13 protein-coding genes and 1 pseudogene are annotated in these 15,899 nt (G+C 57.8%); 6 read left to right on the top strand and 8 right to left on the bottom strand.

The annotated features are described in order from the left end of the window. Positions 1–58: 58 nt before the first annotated feature. From Q2M23_RS39230 to Q2M23_RS44230, 5 genes and pseudogenes are all read right to left on the bottom strand, one after another. Complete coding sequence (locus tag Q2M23_RS39230) at positions 59–844, bottom strand: hypothetical protein (RefSeq protein WP_316398916.1); 786 nt, start codon at positions 842–844, stop codon at positions 59–61. A 73-nt stretch (positions 845–917) separates the two neighbouring features. Then, positions 918–1,331 carry a hypothetical protein gene (locus Q2M23_RS39225; RefSeq protein WP_316398915.1) on the bottom strand — a complete coding sequence of 138 codons (414 nt, stop codon included), beginning with the start codon at positions 1,329–1,331 and terminating at the stop codon, positions 918–920. A 573-nt stretch (positions 1,332–1,904) separates the two neighbouring features. Then, positions 1,905–2,111 (bottom strand): cold-shock protein, encoded by a 207-nt coding sequence (locus Q2M23_RS39220; RefSeq protein WP_057016816.1) that lies wholly within the window; start codon positions 2,109–2,111, stop codon positions 1,905–1,907. 235 nt (positions 2,112–2,346) lie between these two features. Next, positions 2,347–3,591 carry an acyltransferase family protein gene (locus tag Q2M23_RS39215; RefSeq protein WP_316398914.1) on the bottom strand — a complete coding sequence of 415 codons (1,245 nt, stop codon included), beginning with the start codon at positions 3,589–3,591 and terminating at the stop codon, positions 2,347–2,349. Positions 3,592–3,709: 118 nt separating this feature from the next. Next, positions 3,710–3,976 (bottom strand): annotated as a pseudogene (locus Q2M23_RS44230) (acyltransferase family protein); the annotation flags it as partial. Between the two features lie 988 nt (positions 3,977–4,964). Here Q2M23_RS44230 and Q2M23_RS39210 point away from each other — a divergent pair. The 5 genes from Q2M23_RS39210 (at position 4,965) to Q2M23_RS39190 (ending at position 9,129) form a co-directional block, all read left to right on the top strand. Beyond that, a complete protein-coding gene (locus tag Q2M23_RS39210) occupies positions 4,965–6,212 on the top strand; it encodes a hypothetical protein (protein WP_316398913.1) in 1,248 nt (415 codons plus the stop codon). Positions 6,213–6,239: 27 nt separating this feature from the next. Then, positions 6,240–7,127, top strand: coding sequence for a tetratricopeptide repeat protein (locus Q2M23_RS39205; protein WP_316398912.1), 888 nt, complete (start codon positions 6,240–6,242; stop codon positions 7,125–7,127). Positions 7,128–7,569: 442 nt separating this feature from the next. Then, positions 7,570–7,989 (top strand): hypothetical protein, encoded by a 420-nt coding sequence (locus Q2M23_RS39200; protein ID WP_316398911.1) that lies wholly within the window; start codon positions 7,570–7,572, stop codon positions 7,987–7,989. Continuing rightward, a complete protein-coding gene (locus Q2M23_RS39195) occupies positions 7,956–8,747 on the top strand; it encodes a hypothetical protein (RefSeq protein ID WP_316398910.1) in 792 nt (263 codons plus the stop codon). The genes Q2M23_RS39200 and Q2M23_RS39195 overlap by 34 nt, the downstream gene beginning before the upstream one ends. A gap of 16 nt (positions 8,748–8,763) precedes the next feature. Further along, positions 8,764–9,129 (top strand): DUF3088 domain-containing protein, encoded by a 366-nt coding sequence (locus tag Q2M23_RS39190; RefSeq protein ID WP_316398909.1) that lies wholly within the window; start codon positions 8,764–8,766, stop codon positions 9,127–9,129. A gap of 39 nt (positions 9,130–9,168) precedes the next feature. Here Q2M23_RS39190 and Q2M23_RS39185 read toward each other — a convergent pair whose 3' ends face one another. The 3 genes from Q2M23_RS39185 to Q2M23_RS39175 form a co-directional block, all read right to left on the bottom strand. Then, positions 9,169–10,116, bottom strand: a complete 948-nt coding sequence (locus tag Q2M23_RS39185; RefSeq protein ID WP_316398908.1) for a LysR family transcriptional regulator — start codon at positions 10,114–10,116, stop codon at positions 9,169–9,171. Between the two features lie 440 nt (positions 10,117–10,556). Continuing rightward, entirely contained in the window at positions 10,557–12,722 is a 2,166-nt protein-coding gene (locus Q2M23_RS39180) for a prolyl oligopeptidase family serine peptidase (RefSeq protein WP_316398907.1), read from the bottom strand. 600 nt (positions 12,723–13,322) lie between these two features. Further along, the gene (locus Q2M23_RS39175; protein WP_316398906.1) at positions 13,323–15,188 is read right to left on the bottom strand and encodes a trehalose-6-phosphate synthase; all 1,866 of its coding nucleotides are present in this window, start codon (positions 15,186–15,188) and stop codon (positions 13,323–13,325) included. 362 nt (positions 15,189–15,550) lie between these two features. Here Q2M23_RS39175 and Q2M23_RS39170 point away from each other — a divergent pair. After that, positions 15,551–15,899: aminotransferase class I/II-fold pyridoxal phosphate-dependent enzyme (locus Q2M23_RS39170; RefSeq protein ID WP_410469822.1), on the top strand; the 349-nt coding region annotated here is incomplete at its 3' end.

The raw sequence follows: 15,899 nt of genomic DNA, 5'->3' as shown, positions 1-15,899 counted from the left end.
TGTAATCGGCACGATAATAAGGCACGCCAGATCAAATCGTATAATCGTAAATGCGATTTCACGATGATGTTGAGCTAACTCGTTGAGAAACCGCTGCGCCGCACGAAATCGGCCAAGCGTGCACCGACTTCAGAAACGAAAACGATAGCGCAGGCATCCACTCCTGGGGCGGAGCGTACTTTGGATCTCCGTTGCGCAACAGGGTACGCATCACCTCGCACCGCGAAGCCCATTTTCCGGTCGAATCTTGGCTTTTCAGCAACTCCTTGTGACCCGCCACCTCGACAGCAAAAGCAAACGGAAGCAGGCTTTCCGGATGCGTTTCGGCAGCCTGGTGCGCGCACTGGATCAACGTATCAAACTGCCATCCTACGCCGCCCTCCAGGGCGCTCAACACGGCATGCATCATGCCCCTGAAGCTGCTATCCCATCCCGGATGATCTGGCATAGCGATATTGCGCTCGGCAAGTTGCTCCTTAATTGCGAGCCAGCGATCCTGATATTCGGGCCTCCCCTCCATCTGCCGCGTCATGTTCTCCGTCCAATAGGCAGTGACTTCATCACGCAATAGCTGATCAAAGGCCCCATAGCACTTCGCTTCTTCCGCTTCATAATTGAAATAATAGGCGCGTTGCTGCTCGATCTCCTTTTTGTCTGACGGCGGAAGCGACCTTAGCCCGAGAGTGGCGGCAGGCTTGTGCCAGTCTTTGCCGTTAAGCAGCAATGGCGGGCGATCTTCTGCGAACCGCACGGACAGGGGCCGTTTAAAACCGCTTGTCGCCTTCGCTTCCGCTCGCCCATCACGTACCCGCATGTTACGCAGCATCAAACTTGTTTGTCGCATCTCCTCAGTCCAACGGGTCGAATGCCGCGCCCATCTTGCGTAAGGGACGGGAGACAGTTGGCGTCAAGCCACGTCATGCTGTACGCCGATCAGACCGGGCCTTCCTGCGGCGCCGCCGCGGCCAGCGACGGCGATCGCAGAGAGCACCATGTGGCTTAGCGGCATCCAACGCATGCGCATGAAGTTCGTTGGACAAGGGATCGATGGTTGATTGGAGCCGCTCTCTTTGATCGGCGACCGCTTTTTCGAGCGCAGAGAGGAATTGCCGGCCCTCCTGCGTGATTTCCCAGCCGAGAGCGTCACGAACGACAAACCTCGCCGAAAAGATATTCAGATCCGGCGCCTGTTCGGCCAACCGCTTCATGCGATCGGTCCAGTCGCGGCCGCTGTTCATCAGGATCTCCACGGCGTGCCGGACTTCGGCAACAGTGGCCCGCCCGGTGGGTTGACCGGCCAGCACTTTCAGGACGGTCAGCTGAAAGGACACTTGCCGTGTCTCCGATGGGCTGTGTGTGCGGTTCCCGTCCAATGGTTCAAGATCAGGGGAACGTCGTCAACAACATGCCGCCGTTAACCTCAACTATATTGGCTAACTACCGTGCGCCGGAGCCCTGAGATTGCTCGCCAGCTGATGCGCGAGGAGTCCTCGAGCGGGCACGCTATCAGCACGCCGCAGGTTCGTATCGTCCATAACAGACGAACTCGCCTCCATGCGCTTCTTCAGAATCGACAGCACAAGCTTTGCGTCGATCGGTGCAGCAAGTTGCTGCAAGGACATGCGCGGCGTACACCTCCTGGCCCGCTGGGCAGGAGTGTACGGTTCGGACCATTCGTGGCACGGAGGATATTGTGTCAGGTCCACACTGCACCAAGGCGAGCAGAATCCGGAACTGCCGTGACAGCGCCGAGCAGTGCCTTGATTGAACCTGCCACGGGGCTTGCGGCAAAGCCTCAGTTGGAAGCGACGGTCGTAAAGGACCGCCCGGCGCACCAGACACGAGGCATCGCCGGACAGGGCAAGATCACAGGTTGCAGAAGGCAGCCCGGAGGCGCACGTCAATCAGCCAACCCGCAGATCCTCAGCTGACGCCTTGCCCGAGCGCCCGGCCTTGAGCTCGTAACTGACCCGAGCCCCCTCTTCGAGGGTGGTGTAACCGGCCTTTTCCACGGCACTGATGTGCACGAAGACATCGGCACTTCCGTCCTCCGGCCGAATAAAGCCATACCCTTTGTTGGAATTGAACCACTTCACAATACCCATTGCCACGGCGGCATCTCCATCAGTGAACCTTCGTGATCTAGCGAAGAGTCTCGCGGCCATCAAGATGGGCGGCAAAAAGACGCTCGTCCGCTGCGGAAGTCACGCCCTCAGCCTTTTGCCCGATGACCAAAGTGCCGACACGCACACACACCTCTTTCGTACGGCGGCCGACAGCAAGACCCTGACGTCGCAGAACCTCGCTTCAGGGAAGCGGGATCCGGATGGGCGTTCAGCCCGCGGCTTAATCATCGCGCGCCACCTTGTTACATGATAGTTGCAGAGCCGACGAAGTAGGATGCGCTTCCGGAGCCGAGCTGGAGCGAATGCTGCGATCTCCCTTGCAGAACCAGGCGACGGAAAACTCCTTTGCGCAGCCCGGCGCAGGATCAGCAATCCGTGTCGCCCCTGTACGAAACCTACACTCGCTCTTGCCATTACAGGCTTCTGCAAGCGCATCCGTGGTGTTGCCGCGCGCTGACATCCAGCGGCAATTGCCGCCATACGTGCCGGAGACAACAGAAATACCAGATTGCGTGATGGCATTCCCGGTCGCATCCCGCAGTGCATACGCGGCGGCCGCACCGACAAGTGCGGCAAAGCCGACGGTTCCCAATCGCACCAGGAGTCTGCGCTGTTCCGCCGAGGCTGCCTGATAGGCACCGCGAATTCGCCTGCGGGCCGGTACCTCAAAGCCGAAATGCAGCAGGATCGCGGCGCACGTCGCCAGGGCGAAAGCAAGAGCGAGCGCACCGAGGTGGCCAAGCAGTTGGCTCGCGGTTTCCCAACGCACCACCGGAAAACGCCGGAAGATGATGATGTGTATAAGATAGAGGGCAAAGCTGGCCTCGCCCAGAAAGACAAGCCACCTTGCTGACAACAGAAGTCCTGCAGTGCTGCTGGGCTGAGCCGCCGCGACAAGGATGAGCGCAACCGGCGCCGCCAGGGCGATATTGTTGCGTGCAATATCGAACAGGCTCATGGAAGCGCCAAATGGCGGCTTGTGGGCGGTAAACCAGAACACCCAACCAATCGCACAGACGCCAACAACTGCCGCGATGTCGAGCAGAGCGCGAGACGGCCTGAAATCCTGCGCCAACCACACTTCATGAAGCTTTGCCAAGCAACAGCCAAGAATGAACTCCCACACCCTGGAAAACGGCGAAAAGTAGACGATCCAGAGGATGAGCGTGTTCTTCCAGTTCGGCAGAGCCGCCTCCGTTCCATAGGCGTGAAGCGCAAACAGATTGATGCGGCCCTGCAGCATGAGCACGGCAAGGTCAATGCCAAGCTCGATTGCGACGGCTCCAATGGCGCAAACAATCGCGGCGGGCACAGTTCTGATCCGCGCAAGGAGAGGGCAAACGAGCGGAAAAACGAGATAGAAGAACCATTCGGTGCTCACTGACCAGGAGACGATGCCGACCTCTTCGTACTGCCAGATGGGCGCTACACCGGCGACATTTGCGAAAAACCAGCTTTGAACCATCCCGAGTTGAAACGGGACAAGCTGCGTTGAGAATCCTTCGGGCCGGCGCCTTGGTTCCGAGAAGCCACGGCCAGACCATCGGTCCGGTCAGTAATTCGATCAGAAACAGAACAACGAACAGAGGATAGATTCGCGCTAAGCGCGCCACGAGAAAGTCCGGGATCGCTTTCCGCGGGCTGCCCACAATCGAGCTGCCATAGTTATACTGAATGACAAAACCACTTAGGGTGAAGAAGATGGACATCCCGAGCAGGCCGAGTGTCCCGACGCTGATATCAAGTCCGAGACTGGGTCCCTGCAGGAACAGGCTGCCGCCGTGAGACAATGCCACAGCTGCTGCCGCGACAAACCGGATACCGGTCAGCGCGGGTATCTGCTTGACCATCGATGTCGCTCGTCATTTGCGAGGTGGGTACAAATCCTGGCGATCGATGGCACCAAAGGCACGCAGCTGGACAGAACGCTAAAGGCAAGAACGACTGATCGCATCGCGCGAGCGAGCCATGCGATCAGCCAAACTCCTTCGGAAGGTCAACTCGGTTATCAGAGCGCCCGTGCACCTTAGTGAGAATCCGGCTCGCGCTGAAACTCTGCATTCTGGTAGGGCTGCTCGGATCAAAGGCCGCTATTCCGACCGGCTCCGGCCCAAGCTACGGCCCAGACCAATGACTGCCATATCTGAACCGCGCCATTGTCTCACCGGAAAGCTTCCTAAATGGGCGTGGCAAGCCAATTTGCTCCCTCTGCGAAGAAGGCGGGCGCAAGGTACCCGATGAAACTCCAGCTCAAGGCAACGCGCTGTCATTCGTGACTAGCAGCCTCACAACGGGTCGATGCGCCAGGTCAGGTCCTTTGGGAGAGAGCGCGAAGGCTATCATCAACAGCCGCTAGGAGGTCCTGTGCAGGAGCGCACAAGGTGCCCATCCTCGTTATTCCTTGCGGCGAGGGTCATCTTACGTCCCGCAACCAGTTGGCCAAAGACTGCTGAGCGAGATCGCGATACCTGGACGCATCTCGAAAACAAGGGCGCAACTTGGCGTCGGCAAGCCCAGCCGATCCGAGCCGGGCGTTCAATCTTTTTGACAGCGACTGACAAGGAATCTCACTGCGGATTGGTGCAGCAATTCACTATTCTTTCCCTGCACGACTGGCCGCGCTTTCGCTTGGGTCTGGCGTGCCAGAGAAGGAAAGGAACACGTGATGAGAAAGAAGATCGCTGAGATCAAGACCACCATCCGTACCACCACTCCGTACACGGGTACGCTCTAGGCTGGTGCGATGATGCCTTGAATGCGTCTACCTGATCAGAGCATAGCGGCATTGGAGGGTGGTCCTTTCGACCACCCTCCTTTGTGACAGTTCGGGAGAGTACAATGGTCGATTTGATCCAGCAGCGCGTGCTTCCAGCCATATCATCATCTGTCGAGCTCAGTCCGATTACGATTTTGAAGGTAGAACCGGGCATGGCTCCGGTGCCGACGATCAAATCGGCACTCGCAAGCTCCAATTCTAACTTCTCTATCACTGACGGCGACTGGCGGACCGGCGGCTATCTTGCCGGGCTGCAAGCGCTCATCGACGCCGAACTGAGGTGGGCCAAAGAGAATAAGCCAAAACTGGTTGAGGCGGCACAACAATCCTTGAAGCGGCTATTCCCTCTTCTCAACAGCGACGCCTTTACCGTACCGAAGGATCTCACCAATACTTCGAGCAAGGAGGAGCGTACCCGGTTTTATCATCATGAATATCAAAACAAGCTTCTGGTTGGACTAGCCGAATTCCTGATCAAATGCGCCCAACAGCTCCACGAACGTCACATCATCGTCATCGACCGGGCGGCGGCCCTGTCCGGCTCGGCCAAGAATCTGATCAAACTACTCGTCAGGCTGGACGACGATGCGCGGCTGTTTCGGTTTGTCCTGATCGATTACGAACAACGCCTCTATTTTCCGGAGGCCAGCGAAGTTCATTTCGGCAGATATAGCTCGCAAGAGCTAGGCACGATCCTTGACCGAGACCTACCCGCCGAGAAACGACGGCAGATCTATGAGGCGAGCGGCGGTAATCCGTTGATTGCGGAGGCTTTGAGCAAATGCGCGGCAGCAGGACTCCCAGTCGTCGGCTATCTCGACCCGACCGCGACCGTGGATCTCTATCTGGCCAGCCTCGACACCGGGGAACGGCATAGCCTTCTCAAATCGTACATTGAATCCGATTGCACCACGCCAGATCTGATCGCGCAGCGAAACTATGCAATCTTCGAGCAGGCGACCGCAGATCATCTGCACGAACAGTTGCACCGCGCTTGCGTGGATCGCTATTTGGCCGGCGAGGCGCCGCTCGTGATGCTTCATGCGCTATCGATACGGGACAAATTCAAGCGTCTGGAACTACTTGCAGAGCCGAGCCAGATCCTTCAAAGCATCGGCCTGTATGATCTCTGGTTTAGCTACTTCGGGGAACTTGTCGCCGATCCTGCGCTTCGCACCTACGGCTCTGGAGATGCTCCGGTGAACGCCGCCTTCATCAACGCGGCTTTTGTGGTGTATTCGCTTGGCTGCGGTCGGGTGTCGGTTCCCTATCTGGATGAATTCTACAAGACCTTCCCGAAGAGCCGATAGACGCCAACGGTTCTCTACGCCCAATCAATGACGTATGGACGCTATCAGCAGCCGGTCAACCTCACGGTGGCCGAGGAGTATGCGGTGCGAAATCTGGAAATTATCGAGCGTGATTTCAAGAGCCACGACAAATACGATTACATCAAGGTGTTTGCAGAGAACGCCTATGCCTACATCAAGGCCAAGCAGGAAAAGTATCAAGAAGCCCTCGCCCTTTGCGCGGAAGGCCTTGGCAAGATGCTCAAAGTGTATGGCGACGAGCGCTTCAGGCTTCACCAGTCGATTCTGATCTACAACACCAGCCAGGTCTATGAACTGGTCGACGACCTTGCTCGGGCTGAGAAGCAGTTGCGTGAGGCAATTGCCTACGATCCCTATTATGGAGAGTATCACAATGACCTGGGTAACCTGCTTTCGAAAATATCTGGACGAGAAGCTGAGGCTCTCGAGGCATATGCACGTGCCATCGAGCTTTGCCCACCCTATTACGAAGCTCATCTGAACAGGGCCGCACTTCGCAACAGAATGGGAGATGCCGCGCGCGCCCTGGCCGATCTCGACAGAACACTCGTCATCAAGCCGAATGAATGGCGAGCTCACTTCGAGAAGGGCAACATCCTACTGCGGAAAGATAGGCCGAACGCTGCTCTGGAATCCTATCTGGTGGCAGCCGAGATCAATCCTAACAATCCCGATTTGCAGAGCAACCTCGGCCTTGCCTATTCCGAGCTTTGCAAGGCGAAGGAGAGCATCGAGCACTATCTTCGGGCCCTTGGCCTTAATCCCCTGGCATGCGCCCACGCACAACAATCTCGCCATCGAGTACTTCAACGAGGGCCGGACGGATCTATCGCTGAACCATGCCACGGTCGCCGTCGAGATTGGGGGAGATCCGGACTACCTCCTCACTCGTGAGCACATCCGGACAAATCTGCAAGCTGACCTGGCTTCGCGGCGGGACCAAGCTTCCGCGTCTTCCTCCCAGTCATGAGCTTGCCGCTCATGTGCATTCCTTGCCGTCAAAGCCGAGCGGCGCGCGACAGGATCGCTAAGGAAATGGGTGCTGCACCTCAAAGATTCGGCGGGGGTCTAGCGAATGTTGTTGCGGCAGGCGCTGAAGGTCAGGCTCACCGGCAAGGGGAACGCGTCGGCCGGCATCTTCTGGCAATGACCGAACTCCGCGAGGAGGTTGATAGGAGGGTGAGATGTCTTTTGCCAAGCCGCCCTATTGCGAGAGGGTTCGTCGTCCCCTTGTGGTCTCATCGCACCGATGTCGCCGAACTAGACCAATGCCATTCATCTTCGGCTTTGCGTCAAGGGATATCCACTCGACGATGCTCGATGAGCTGGGTCAACGATGAGTGGGGCGAGCACACGGCAGTTCGTCTATCTCTCGCATTTGATCATCCAGATTGGCGGCTGGGCGTTCCGAATCGGCATCCTGATCGGCCTTCTGCAATCCGGCGTGAGCGCCGCGGGTATAGGTATTGCGGTCACTTTTGCGCCCATCATGCTGGGAAGCCTCTTCCTGTCGCCGCTGGTCGACAGAGGCGACCCGATCTCGGCCATGATGATCGTCAATGCGGTTCGCGTATGCGCGCTGCTCGCCATCTTTTTTACCGACGAAGCCGATTCATTTCTGAGCTATGCCGCGATGGCCGTCCTGAGCCTGGTTCAGCCCGTCTACTTGTCTGCGGAAGTTTCCTTCTTCCGTCGCATTACGTCGGAAGACGGCATGTCTCGGTGCTGCGCAACATTGCCAATATCGACTGGCTGACCTACCTCTTGGGAATGTTTGCAGGTGCCATGCTGTCCGATCAATTGCACTTGCCTGGCGTTTTGGCGTTCAACATATCGGCGATCATCTTCTCCTTGATCGTGCTCCTTGGCATCAAGCAGCAGTTCAGAAGGACACCAGCAGTCCTTGAGGCGCGGCCTTCGGGTACCATCCTGGACTTGGCACCCCTCTATCCCGCATTCCTTGCTGTCTTTCTGCTCAATCTCGGCGCCGGCATCATCAATGTCTATCCCGCGATACGTGCCACAGCTGACGGGGTTCTCGATAAGAACGTGCTACTGACGATCGTCATGAGCAACGGCGTTTTTGCCTTGCTGGGCGCGCTAGCCGTCAAGCCGATCTTCGAGCTGTTGGGCGCCTTGCCAACCATCGCGGGGGCCGCAGTACTGCTTGCGGCGTGCCTTGCAATGATGTCACTCGATGCGGGTCTGCCTATGACAATCGTGTCCAGCAGCGCGATGCTTGGCTTTGGCCAAATATTTGCGGCCGCCGCTCACGCGCACATGGTCTCTTCAGTGGCTCCCGACCGAGCCGGTCGCCTTTCAGGGCTATTTCAGTGTTGCACCTATAGCGGCGTTGCGGGAAATGGTATTGCTTTGTCGGTTTTGGGTGATCGGCTTGCTTTGGGCATGGTTATCCTCCTATGCGCGGGGAGCGCACTTCTAGCATTTGCGGTTGCGACCTTCGCCGTGGTCAGATCGAAGGACTCTCAAGCTTCATGTCCTGGCGATCGCTAGATCAGGGGTCTACATCATGCCATGGGATCAGCTGTTCCTTTTAGAGCGCCCGTTTTCAGATCCGACCCTGCCAGGACAGCAATTCTATTGCTGGCACTGCTTGCTGCTGGAAGGGTTGCTGTCCGCATTTCCAGGCTGCGCTGCGAGGCTCGACGTTCGTCGGATTTCCTGGGCGAGGCCACGAGCCGCGCTCATCGAGAGGCTTGGGCAGGATCATCAGTCCGCGCCAGTTCTCATTTTAGAGCAGGGAAGCTCTTTAGAAGAGAATGCGAAGGTCGCGAACGGCCGCGCCTATGTCGACGAACCATTTGCAATCCTTCATCTTCTGGCCGCGCGCCACGGATTTCCGGCGCCCTACCCTGGAACCGTCCGCACCTTGTAGGCCCATGATGGCCGTCAACGACTTGATGCCAGTGTGGGCCTATCCGGACGCTTCGAGTGAGCGGCTTGCTCGATCTGCCGAGTTGGGGACTTCGAAGGGCGATGGCTGATCGTCCCGGCTCATTATTTCTGACAGCGCCCAGCGCTCAAACTGTTTGACAGCCGCGTTATTTCGCGCGTGCCCATTGACGAACATGTAGATTGAGCGATTGACCGGCACGAAGCCAAATGGAGCGACAAGCTCTCCTTTCTCAAGGTTGCTTCTGACCAGGATTTGCGAGGATATCGCGGCTCCCAGCCCACTTTTTGCCGCCTCCATAGCCAAGGAAAAAGAATCGAACACGACCTTGCGAGATCGCTGCAAGCATATTGCAGCTGCGCTGGCCCATTCGCTCCAGGCGTCCAGCCTGTCGGCCTCGTGCAACAAAGAGATAGAGCGGATATCTTTCGGGTTCTTGATCGCCTGGAGCGTGGCAGGCGCGCAGACTGGGCCAATCATCTCATTTGAAGCGTGCACCTCGCGGATAGGAAGCCGCCACTTCAGCCGGCCGCTGAGAAACAATACGTCCAACGCGCCAACCGCGAGCGCGTCAAGATCAACTTCGGTTTCAAAGAGAAGGTCAACGTCCTGATAGAGTTGGAGGAACCGACCGATACGGGGCAACAGGCCGTGCGACAAAAACGTGGTTGAGCCCCCGATCACCACGGAATGTCCTGGATGGCGCTTTCGTAGCTCGTAGCATCCTTTCTCGAGCATTGTGAACGCACTCGCACAGCTGCGCTTGAGCTGTTCGCCGTCGGATGTCAGCCGCACGCCCGAACTATGGCGAACGAATAGTCTCCTGCCGAACCAATGCTCAAGAAGGCGCATCTGATAGCTTACCGCGCCGGTCGTCATGTTGAGCCGCTCGGCCGCCCTTGAGAAGCTTGGAAATTCGCTGACCGCCTCAAACAGATGGAGGCTTTTCAGGATCGGTAACTTGCGCATCTTTCGTTCCTGCCTCCAGCTTCGATAGCCGTCGTGCAGCCTTGCTGTGTGCTCCGATTTCCTCCAGCACCAACCGCGATCACTGACTGCCGGGGCCGCGCACGACTGAGACCTCTTTCGAGATTGGCCTGTGCCCGAGACTCAACGCCTCCCTCCCGGTCGGATCTGCGTCCCGACGCACAGCTCGCTTCGATATCCAATCAGATACACCGTTCATTGAGGCACGATTTGTCCAGAAGCTGGAACGGAGCTTGAAGTTTGGAAATCGCAATTCATGAGCCAGTCTGCCTCAGCAATACTTCGTCACTCGCCGGCAAGGCACCTGGCGAGCCATATTGTACGACGAGCTGAAAGTTGAGGGAGATCGAAGATCCATGGCCGCGTGGGAACTGCTTCGGTTGCCCCTCAAATTCGTAGCGTCTTGCCCGTCGATTGGCTGTTCAGTGTATTGCGTCCCATTCCAGCTGGATGAATTCAGTCGGTTTTTCAGAACAAAGCCGCCTCGATGCATAGGTGTATTCAAGGGCCAGGCGGCGCGCCACTTCGATGAAATTGGCCGCGGCGCTGTGTCCCCCATCGATGTTCTCGTAGTAGAAGTACGACTGGCCCAGCGCGGCGAGCTTTGCTGCAGCCTTGCGGCCGTGCGCGGGATGCACGCGATCGTCCTTGGTGGAGGTGAGAATCAAAGGAGCGGGGTAGGTCTTGCCCGGTACCAGCTTCTGATAGGGTGAGTAGGCCTCGATCCACGCGCGCTGCTCGGGAAAAGCGGGATCGCCGTACTCGCCGATCCAGGAGGCCCCTGCGCCCAATTTGGTATATCGAAGCATGTCAAACAGCGGCACCTGGATGATTGCCGCGTTGAAGAGCTCGGGACGTTGGGTGATTGCGGCGCCGACGAGCAGCCCGCCCTGGCTGCCGCCTATCACTCCGAGCCGCCACGGGCTGGTGACCTTGCGGCGGATCAGGTCCTCGGCAACGGCGATGAAATCATCCCACGTCGTCTGCTTCGTTGCCCCTTGGGCTGCTTGATGCCATCGAGGGCCAAACTCGCCGCCCCCACGCAGATTTGCGACGACATAGGCATTGCCCTGCTCCAGCCAGAGCCGTCCGACGGGTCCGAGATAGGAGGGCAGAAGCGAAGCCTGGAACCCGCCATAGCCATAAAGAAGTGTCGGAGTGGCGCCGTCAAACCTTGCGTTCTTCGGTCGCACCAGAGAATAGGGAATTGACGTGCCGTCACGCGAAGTCGCTTCGAACTGCTCTACGACATGGTTGGACGCATCAAAAGCGGTGGGGGTCGTCTTTAATTCCTCAAGCCTTTGAGTTTTGGCATCAAAATACCAGACCGACGTTGGCTTGAGATAGCTTGAGACGGCGAACATCGCCTGGTCCGCGTCATCGGAGGTGGCCGACACGCTGACATTGGTATGTTCCGGCAGCGGGATCGGCGTCGCCGACCAGGCTCCTTGATCGTACTTGTAAACGAACGCTCTGCTTTGAACGTTATCCAGGATCGTCAGGATCAACAGGTTCTTTGTAAAGCTTAGCCCCCTCAAGGCCTGACGAGGCCCCGGCTGGAAGACAAGCGAGGCTTTGGCGCGCAGCGGATCCTGTTTCCATTCGCTCAGGTCGTAGGAAATCAGCGAGCCGGCACTGAAGCTGACATCACCGGACGGCGTCCACGCCTCTTCAAGTTTCACAAGCAGGCGATTGTTCACGAGGCCTGCGATCTCCGCCTTCTTCGGCAGATTGAGCTTGACGAGCCCATCGGGGCGGAAGAGCACGTACTCATGCTCGAAAAACCCGATCGCGCGGATGGCTCCGGTCGCATGGACATGGCCTTCGCTGTCACGAAGTACCAAGGGCCCCGCCCGAACATCGGTGGGCGCGCCCCGAAAGATCTCACGCGCCTCGCTGAGCGGCTGTCCGCGTTTGAGCTCCTTCACCACAAAGGGATAGCCGGCCTGCGTCAAAGAGCCCTCGCCCCAGTCCCGTGCAACAAGCAGGGTGTCACGATCGACCCAGCTGACGTTCTGCTTGCCCTCTGAAAGATAAAAGCCGTCCGCAACGAAGGTCTTGGCCTCGCGGTCGAACTCGCGTATGGACGCGGCATCCTTGCCGCCATCGGAAAGACTAATCAGGCAGAGCCGCTCTTCAGGCGGAAGGCAGTTGCCACCGTGAAAGACCCAATTCTTGTTCTCGGCGACAGCCAAGGCGTCCACGTCGAGGATAGTTTCCCACTGTGGATCTTGGCTACGATAGCTCTCTAGCGTGGTGCGCCGCCAGATGCCGCGCACCTGCTTCTCGTCCCTCCAAAAATTCTCCAACCCGCGCCGTCCGAGCGAGACGTATGGAATTCGATCCTTGGCTTGCAAGATGGTGAGCGCCTGCTCGTAGAAACGTTGATAACGGGGATCTGATTGGAGCACGCCGAGTGTCTTCTCGTTCTCGGCGTGGGCCCAAGCCGATGCGTCTGAACCTTCGATCTCCTCAAGCCAGAGGAATGGATCATCAGGCGCTGCCATAGGCGTTCGCTCCTGTGAAAGCGCGGCTGAGGTGAAGCAGGCAATCGAAAGCAGCGCTGCGGAGAGCACTAATGTGTTCATGGACTTGCTCCGGCTGAGGTCTAGGACCACGCTGGCTCGGCGCGTCAAGCAGGAGATGTGGAAAGTACGCAACGCATGACATGGCTCGGCTCGCGCTACCGCCTCGTGGACCATCCATTGCAAGCTGCGTGCCGGCTCAAGAGCCGCAAGTTTCAGCCGCTCAGAGCTGCACGACCATGTCCGCTTGCCGACATTGGTTACCAAACAGACAGCGCATTGTCGGTAGGTCCTGAGCTGTCCGGCAGCAGCAGGATTATCGGATCCCACCAGCCAGGAACGGAACACCGGGACGGACCCCGCCCCGCAATCGTAACGCTTACCTCCAAATACGAGGTTCGTTCTTCCGAGCTGGCCGGCGGGCAGATTTGTTGACGGAGGTCATTGCGACAAAGAAGAGCGCGTTGATCAGCAGCCAGATCGCGATCAAGCAAAGGGCGGTGTGCATGGCAATCTCCACTTGCTGACTGCGCATCGTATGCTGAGACCTTCCGCTCATCTTGCGGGCGGCCGCGGCCCGCAAGAAACGTCTCAGACGCCAGGTCAATATTGTGCCGCTATCCTGCTAGAAGCGGTCATCCGCCGTGTTGTTCCGCTGCCCGGTCAATATTCCCCGGCACCAGGCTGTTGTTCGGGACGACCACTAACCGAAGCTGTGCCTGCCGGCAATTCCCAGAGTCTGTCCTGGGTATGTATCAGTGAGGCGTGTAAGGCCTCATAGGCCTTGTTCTCGTCTTCAAAGGCGGCCTCCTTCAAGGCGGCATCCGCGGGATCGATCTCGTTATAGGTAGCCAGCGCCTCGGCATGCCTTCGGAACGGTGGCATTTGAGCCACGTTGGTCCAGCCGAGACCGAAACGGAGGCACTCATTAGCCGGAATGGTGCGCCGGCTTTTGTCGAGCTCTCGAACGTTGTCCGCCGACCAGTCGTGAATAGTGAAAGATTCAATTTTATCCATCATCGACCGCCAGCGCGCGACACGCTCCTCAAGCGGCATGTTGGCGGCCTTCGAAATAGCGGCTGCGATCTCTTCAGGGTGGTTCGGATCCACGAGCAGCGCCTCGTTCTCCCTGAAATCTTCCGCCGCACCGGCAAACTTGGATAGAACCAGCACGCCGGGATCCTGCGGATCTTGCGCAGCAACATATTCTTTCGCCACCAGGTTCATGCCGTCGCGCAACGGTGTCACCACCCCAATCTTGGCAGCCCGGTAAAGACGCGCGAGTGCAGGCTGGCTGAACGAGTCAGTCGTGTAGTGAATCGGTCTCCACTCGTCCGTGCCATGCTCGTTATTGACGTGATTGATCGTGTTCTCCACGTGGTCTTTATATTTCTGATACTCTTCGACGTCGGCGCGTGAGGACGGCGCGATCTGCAACAGCGAGATGCTGTGCGGCTCGGTCCTTAGAAGCTGACTTAAACCTTCGACCCGTTTGTCGATACCTTTTGTGTAGTCAAGCCGGTCTACGCCGATCGCGAACTTGGCGCCCTCGAAGTTTTGCAACAGAGACGAGACTTTTTCTTGCTCTGCAGGAGAAAGATCTGCCGCAAGATACTCGGCGAACTGCTTGGGATCGATACCGATTGGGAACTTTTGCAGTCGCGTCTGGCTGCGCTCCGTGGTCACGACACCATCCTTGCTCTCCAGCCCAAAAACAGTTCGCAGACCGGCCACGAAATTGTTCAGGTCCCGTTTTGTCTGAAACCCAAGCAGATCGTACTTCAGCATCGACTTCATCAGTTCGCGATGATTGGGTACGCGCTCGATCATGTCGGGCGCCGGCCACGGCGTATGGAGGAAAAAGCCGGTTGGCCGCTCGATGCCAAGGTCATGCAAGGCGGCCCCAAGCGGAAGCAAATGATAATCATGCACCCAGAATGCGTCCCGATCTCGGACGTCGAAGGCCGCACGCGCAATAAAGTCGTTGATGTTTCGATAGCTTTCATAATCTTCGTCAGAGCCCGACATTTGGCCCGGCAGGGAGTGCAATGCCGGCCACAATGTCGAATTGGAAAAACCTCGATAGTAGCCAGGATAATCCTTGGCCGGCAGCTCGAGCCTGGCCACCTCGCCTGCACCGGTCTTCACCAGCGGCAGGGGCCGCTCGGTCCCGTCGCCCCGGTTCTCCGAGGACCCAATCCAGACCGCGCCGGAGCGTTGGACGATCGGCTCGAGCGCCGCGGCAAGCCCGCCGGTCTGAGGTTTGTTGGGATCAAAGGGCGCAACGCGGTTCGAAATGACGACAAGCTTCAAATGAGGTTGCTGGTCGACCGCATCGCGGCGATCCACCTCGGCCGAGACAGCAACATCGGAAGGACCTCGATCGACTTGTTCGTTCTGCTCCTGCGGTATCTCGTCGAGGTGCTGGTCAAAGGCCGCTTGGTCTATCGTTTTATCTCGCAGAGCGGGACCTGATGTACTGCTGGAAGCTGATATTGCCGCGTCGAGCGTGTCATGGATTCGAACCATCTCAAAACTCCGTTTGACGATGTTTGCGTTGAATTCAGTCGCAGCCCCCAAATATCTCCACTTCGTTAGCCTTGCAGATCCAGCTGTCCGGAAGCTGACCGGTCACCGAGCCGAATACCGGCTGCTGTTCTGTCATTCCAGACTGCGGCGTGATCTGGTCGGAAGAGGAGCCAAACAATTCGTGCTCGATTTCCTATCCTAATATGGTACCATTTTCCGGCAGCAAATCGGTTCTCGTCACGCACGATAAAGTCCGCTGGATTTGGGCTGCGTTCCTCAGGACGAAGCCATCAAGTACCAAATAGTTAGTGCTGAACTCGCCCTGCAATCGGACGGTGGCAATTTACAGCCGAAGTGAGCTAATGGCGCTGGCCAGGGCGCTTCGCCGCCACGCCCATCTCCATGTGCTCTCCGACGAGATCTATGAAAAACTCGTCCATAATGCCGACTTTGCCATAATGATCACGGTGGCGCCGAATGGCGCGTTGACCGCGTCAACGTTCACGAAAGTCCGCGCAATGGCGCAGAGCCGGGCGCTGATCAAGATCATAATCCTGATCAAAGTTAGACCTCTTCACACATCAGCTCGATTTCACAACGCCGCGATCGAGGCGTTGTCCGGCGCGCGGGCGCATCCTCAGAGTCTGACTCATAAATCACCCAACCTTAGCTGCAGCCGCGAGTCTGCGGGTCAGGAGCCTGATGTGTGCA

The sequence above is a fragment of the Bradyrhizobium sp. 33ap4 genome (assembly GCF_032654765.1).
Taxonomy (GTDB): domain Bacteria; phylum Pseudomonadota; class Alphaproteobacteria; order Rhizobiales; family Xanthobacteraceae; genus Bradyrhizobium; species Bradyrhizobium australafricanum.
The sequence above is the reverse complement of the archived record's forward strand: the minus strand, read 5'-3'. Positions and strand labels throughout refer to the sequence as shown.

Excerpts from the sequence above, each read along its gene's own strand:
- Q2M23_RS39230 (WP_316398916.1), bottom strand. The coding sequence starts at position 844 with ATGCGACAAACAAGTTTGATGCTGCGTAACATGCGGGTACGTGATGGG.
- Q2M23_RS39215 (WP_316398914.1), bottom strand. The coding sequence starts at position 3,591 with ATGGTTCAAAGCTGGTTTTTCGCAAATGTCGCCGGTGTAGCGCCCATC.
- Q2M23_RS39210 (WP_316398913.1), top strand. The coding sequence starts at position 4,965 with ATGGTCGATTTGATCCAGCAGCGCGTGCTTCCAGCCATATCATCATCT.
- Q2M23_RS39205 (WP_316398912.1), top strand. The coding sequence starts at position 6,240 with ATGACGTATGGACGCTATCAGCAGCCGGTCAACCTCACGGTGGCCGAG.
- Q2M23_RS39200 (WP_316398911.1), top strand. The coding sequence starts at position 7,570 with ATGAGTGGGGCGAGCACACGGCAGTTCGTCTATCTCTCGCATTTGATC.
- Q2M23_RS39190 (WP_316398909.1), top strand. The coding sequence starts at position 8,764 with ATGCCATGGGATCAGCTGTTCCTTTTAGAGCGCCCGTTTTCAGATCCG.
- Q2M23_RS39185 (WP_316398908.1), bottom strand. The coding sequence starts at position 10,116 with ATGCGCAAGTTACCGATCCTGAAAAGCCTCCATCTGTTTGAGGCGGTC.
- Q2M23_RS39180 (WP_316398907.1), bottom strand. The coding sequence starts at position 12,722 with ATGAACACATTAGTGCTCTCCGCAGCGCTGCTTTCGATTGCCTGCTTC.
- Q2M23_RS39175 (WP_316398906.1), bottom strand. The coding sequence starts at position 15,188 with ATGGTTCGAATCCATGACACGCTCGACGCGGCAATATCAGCTTCCAGC.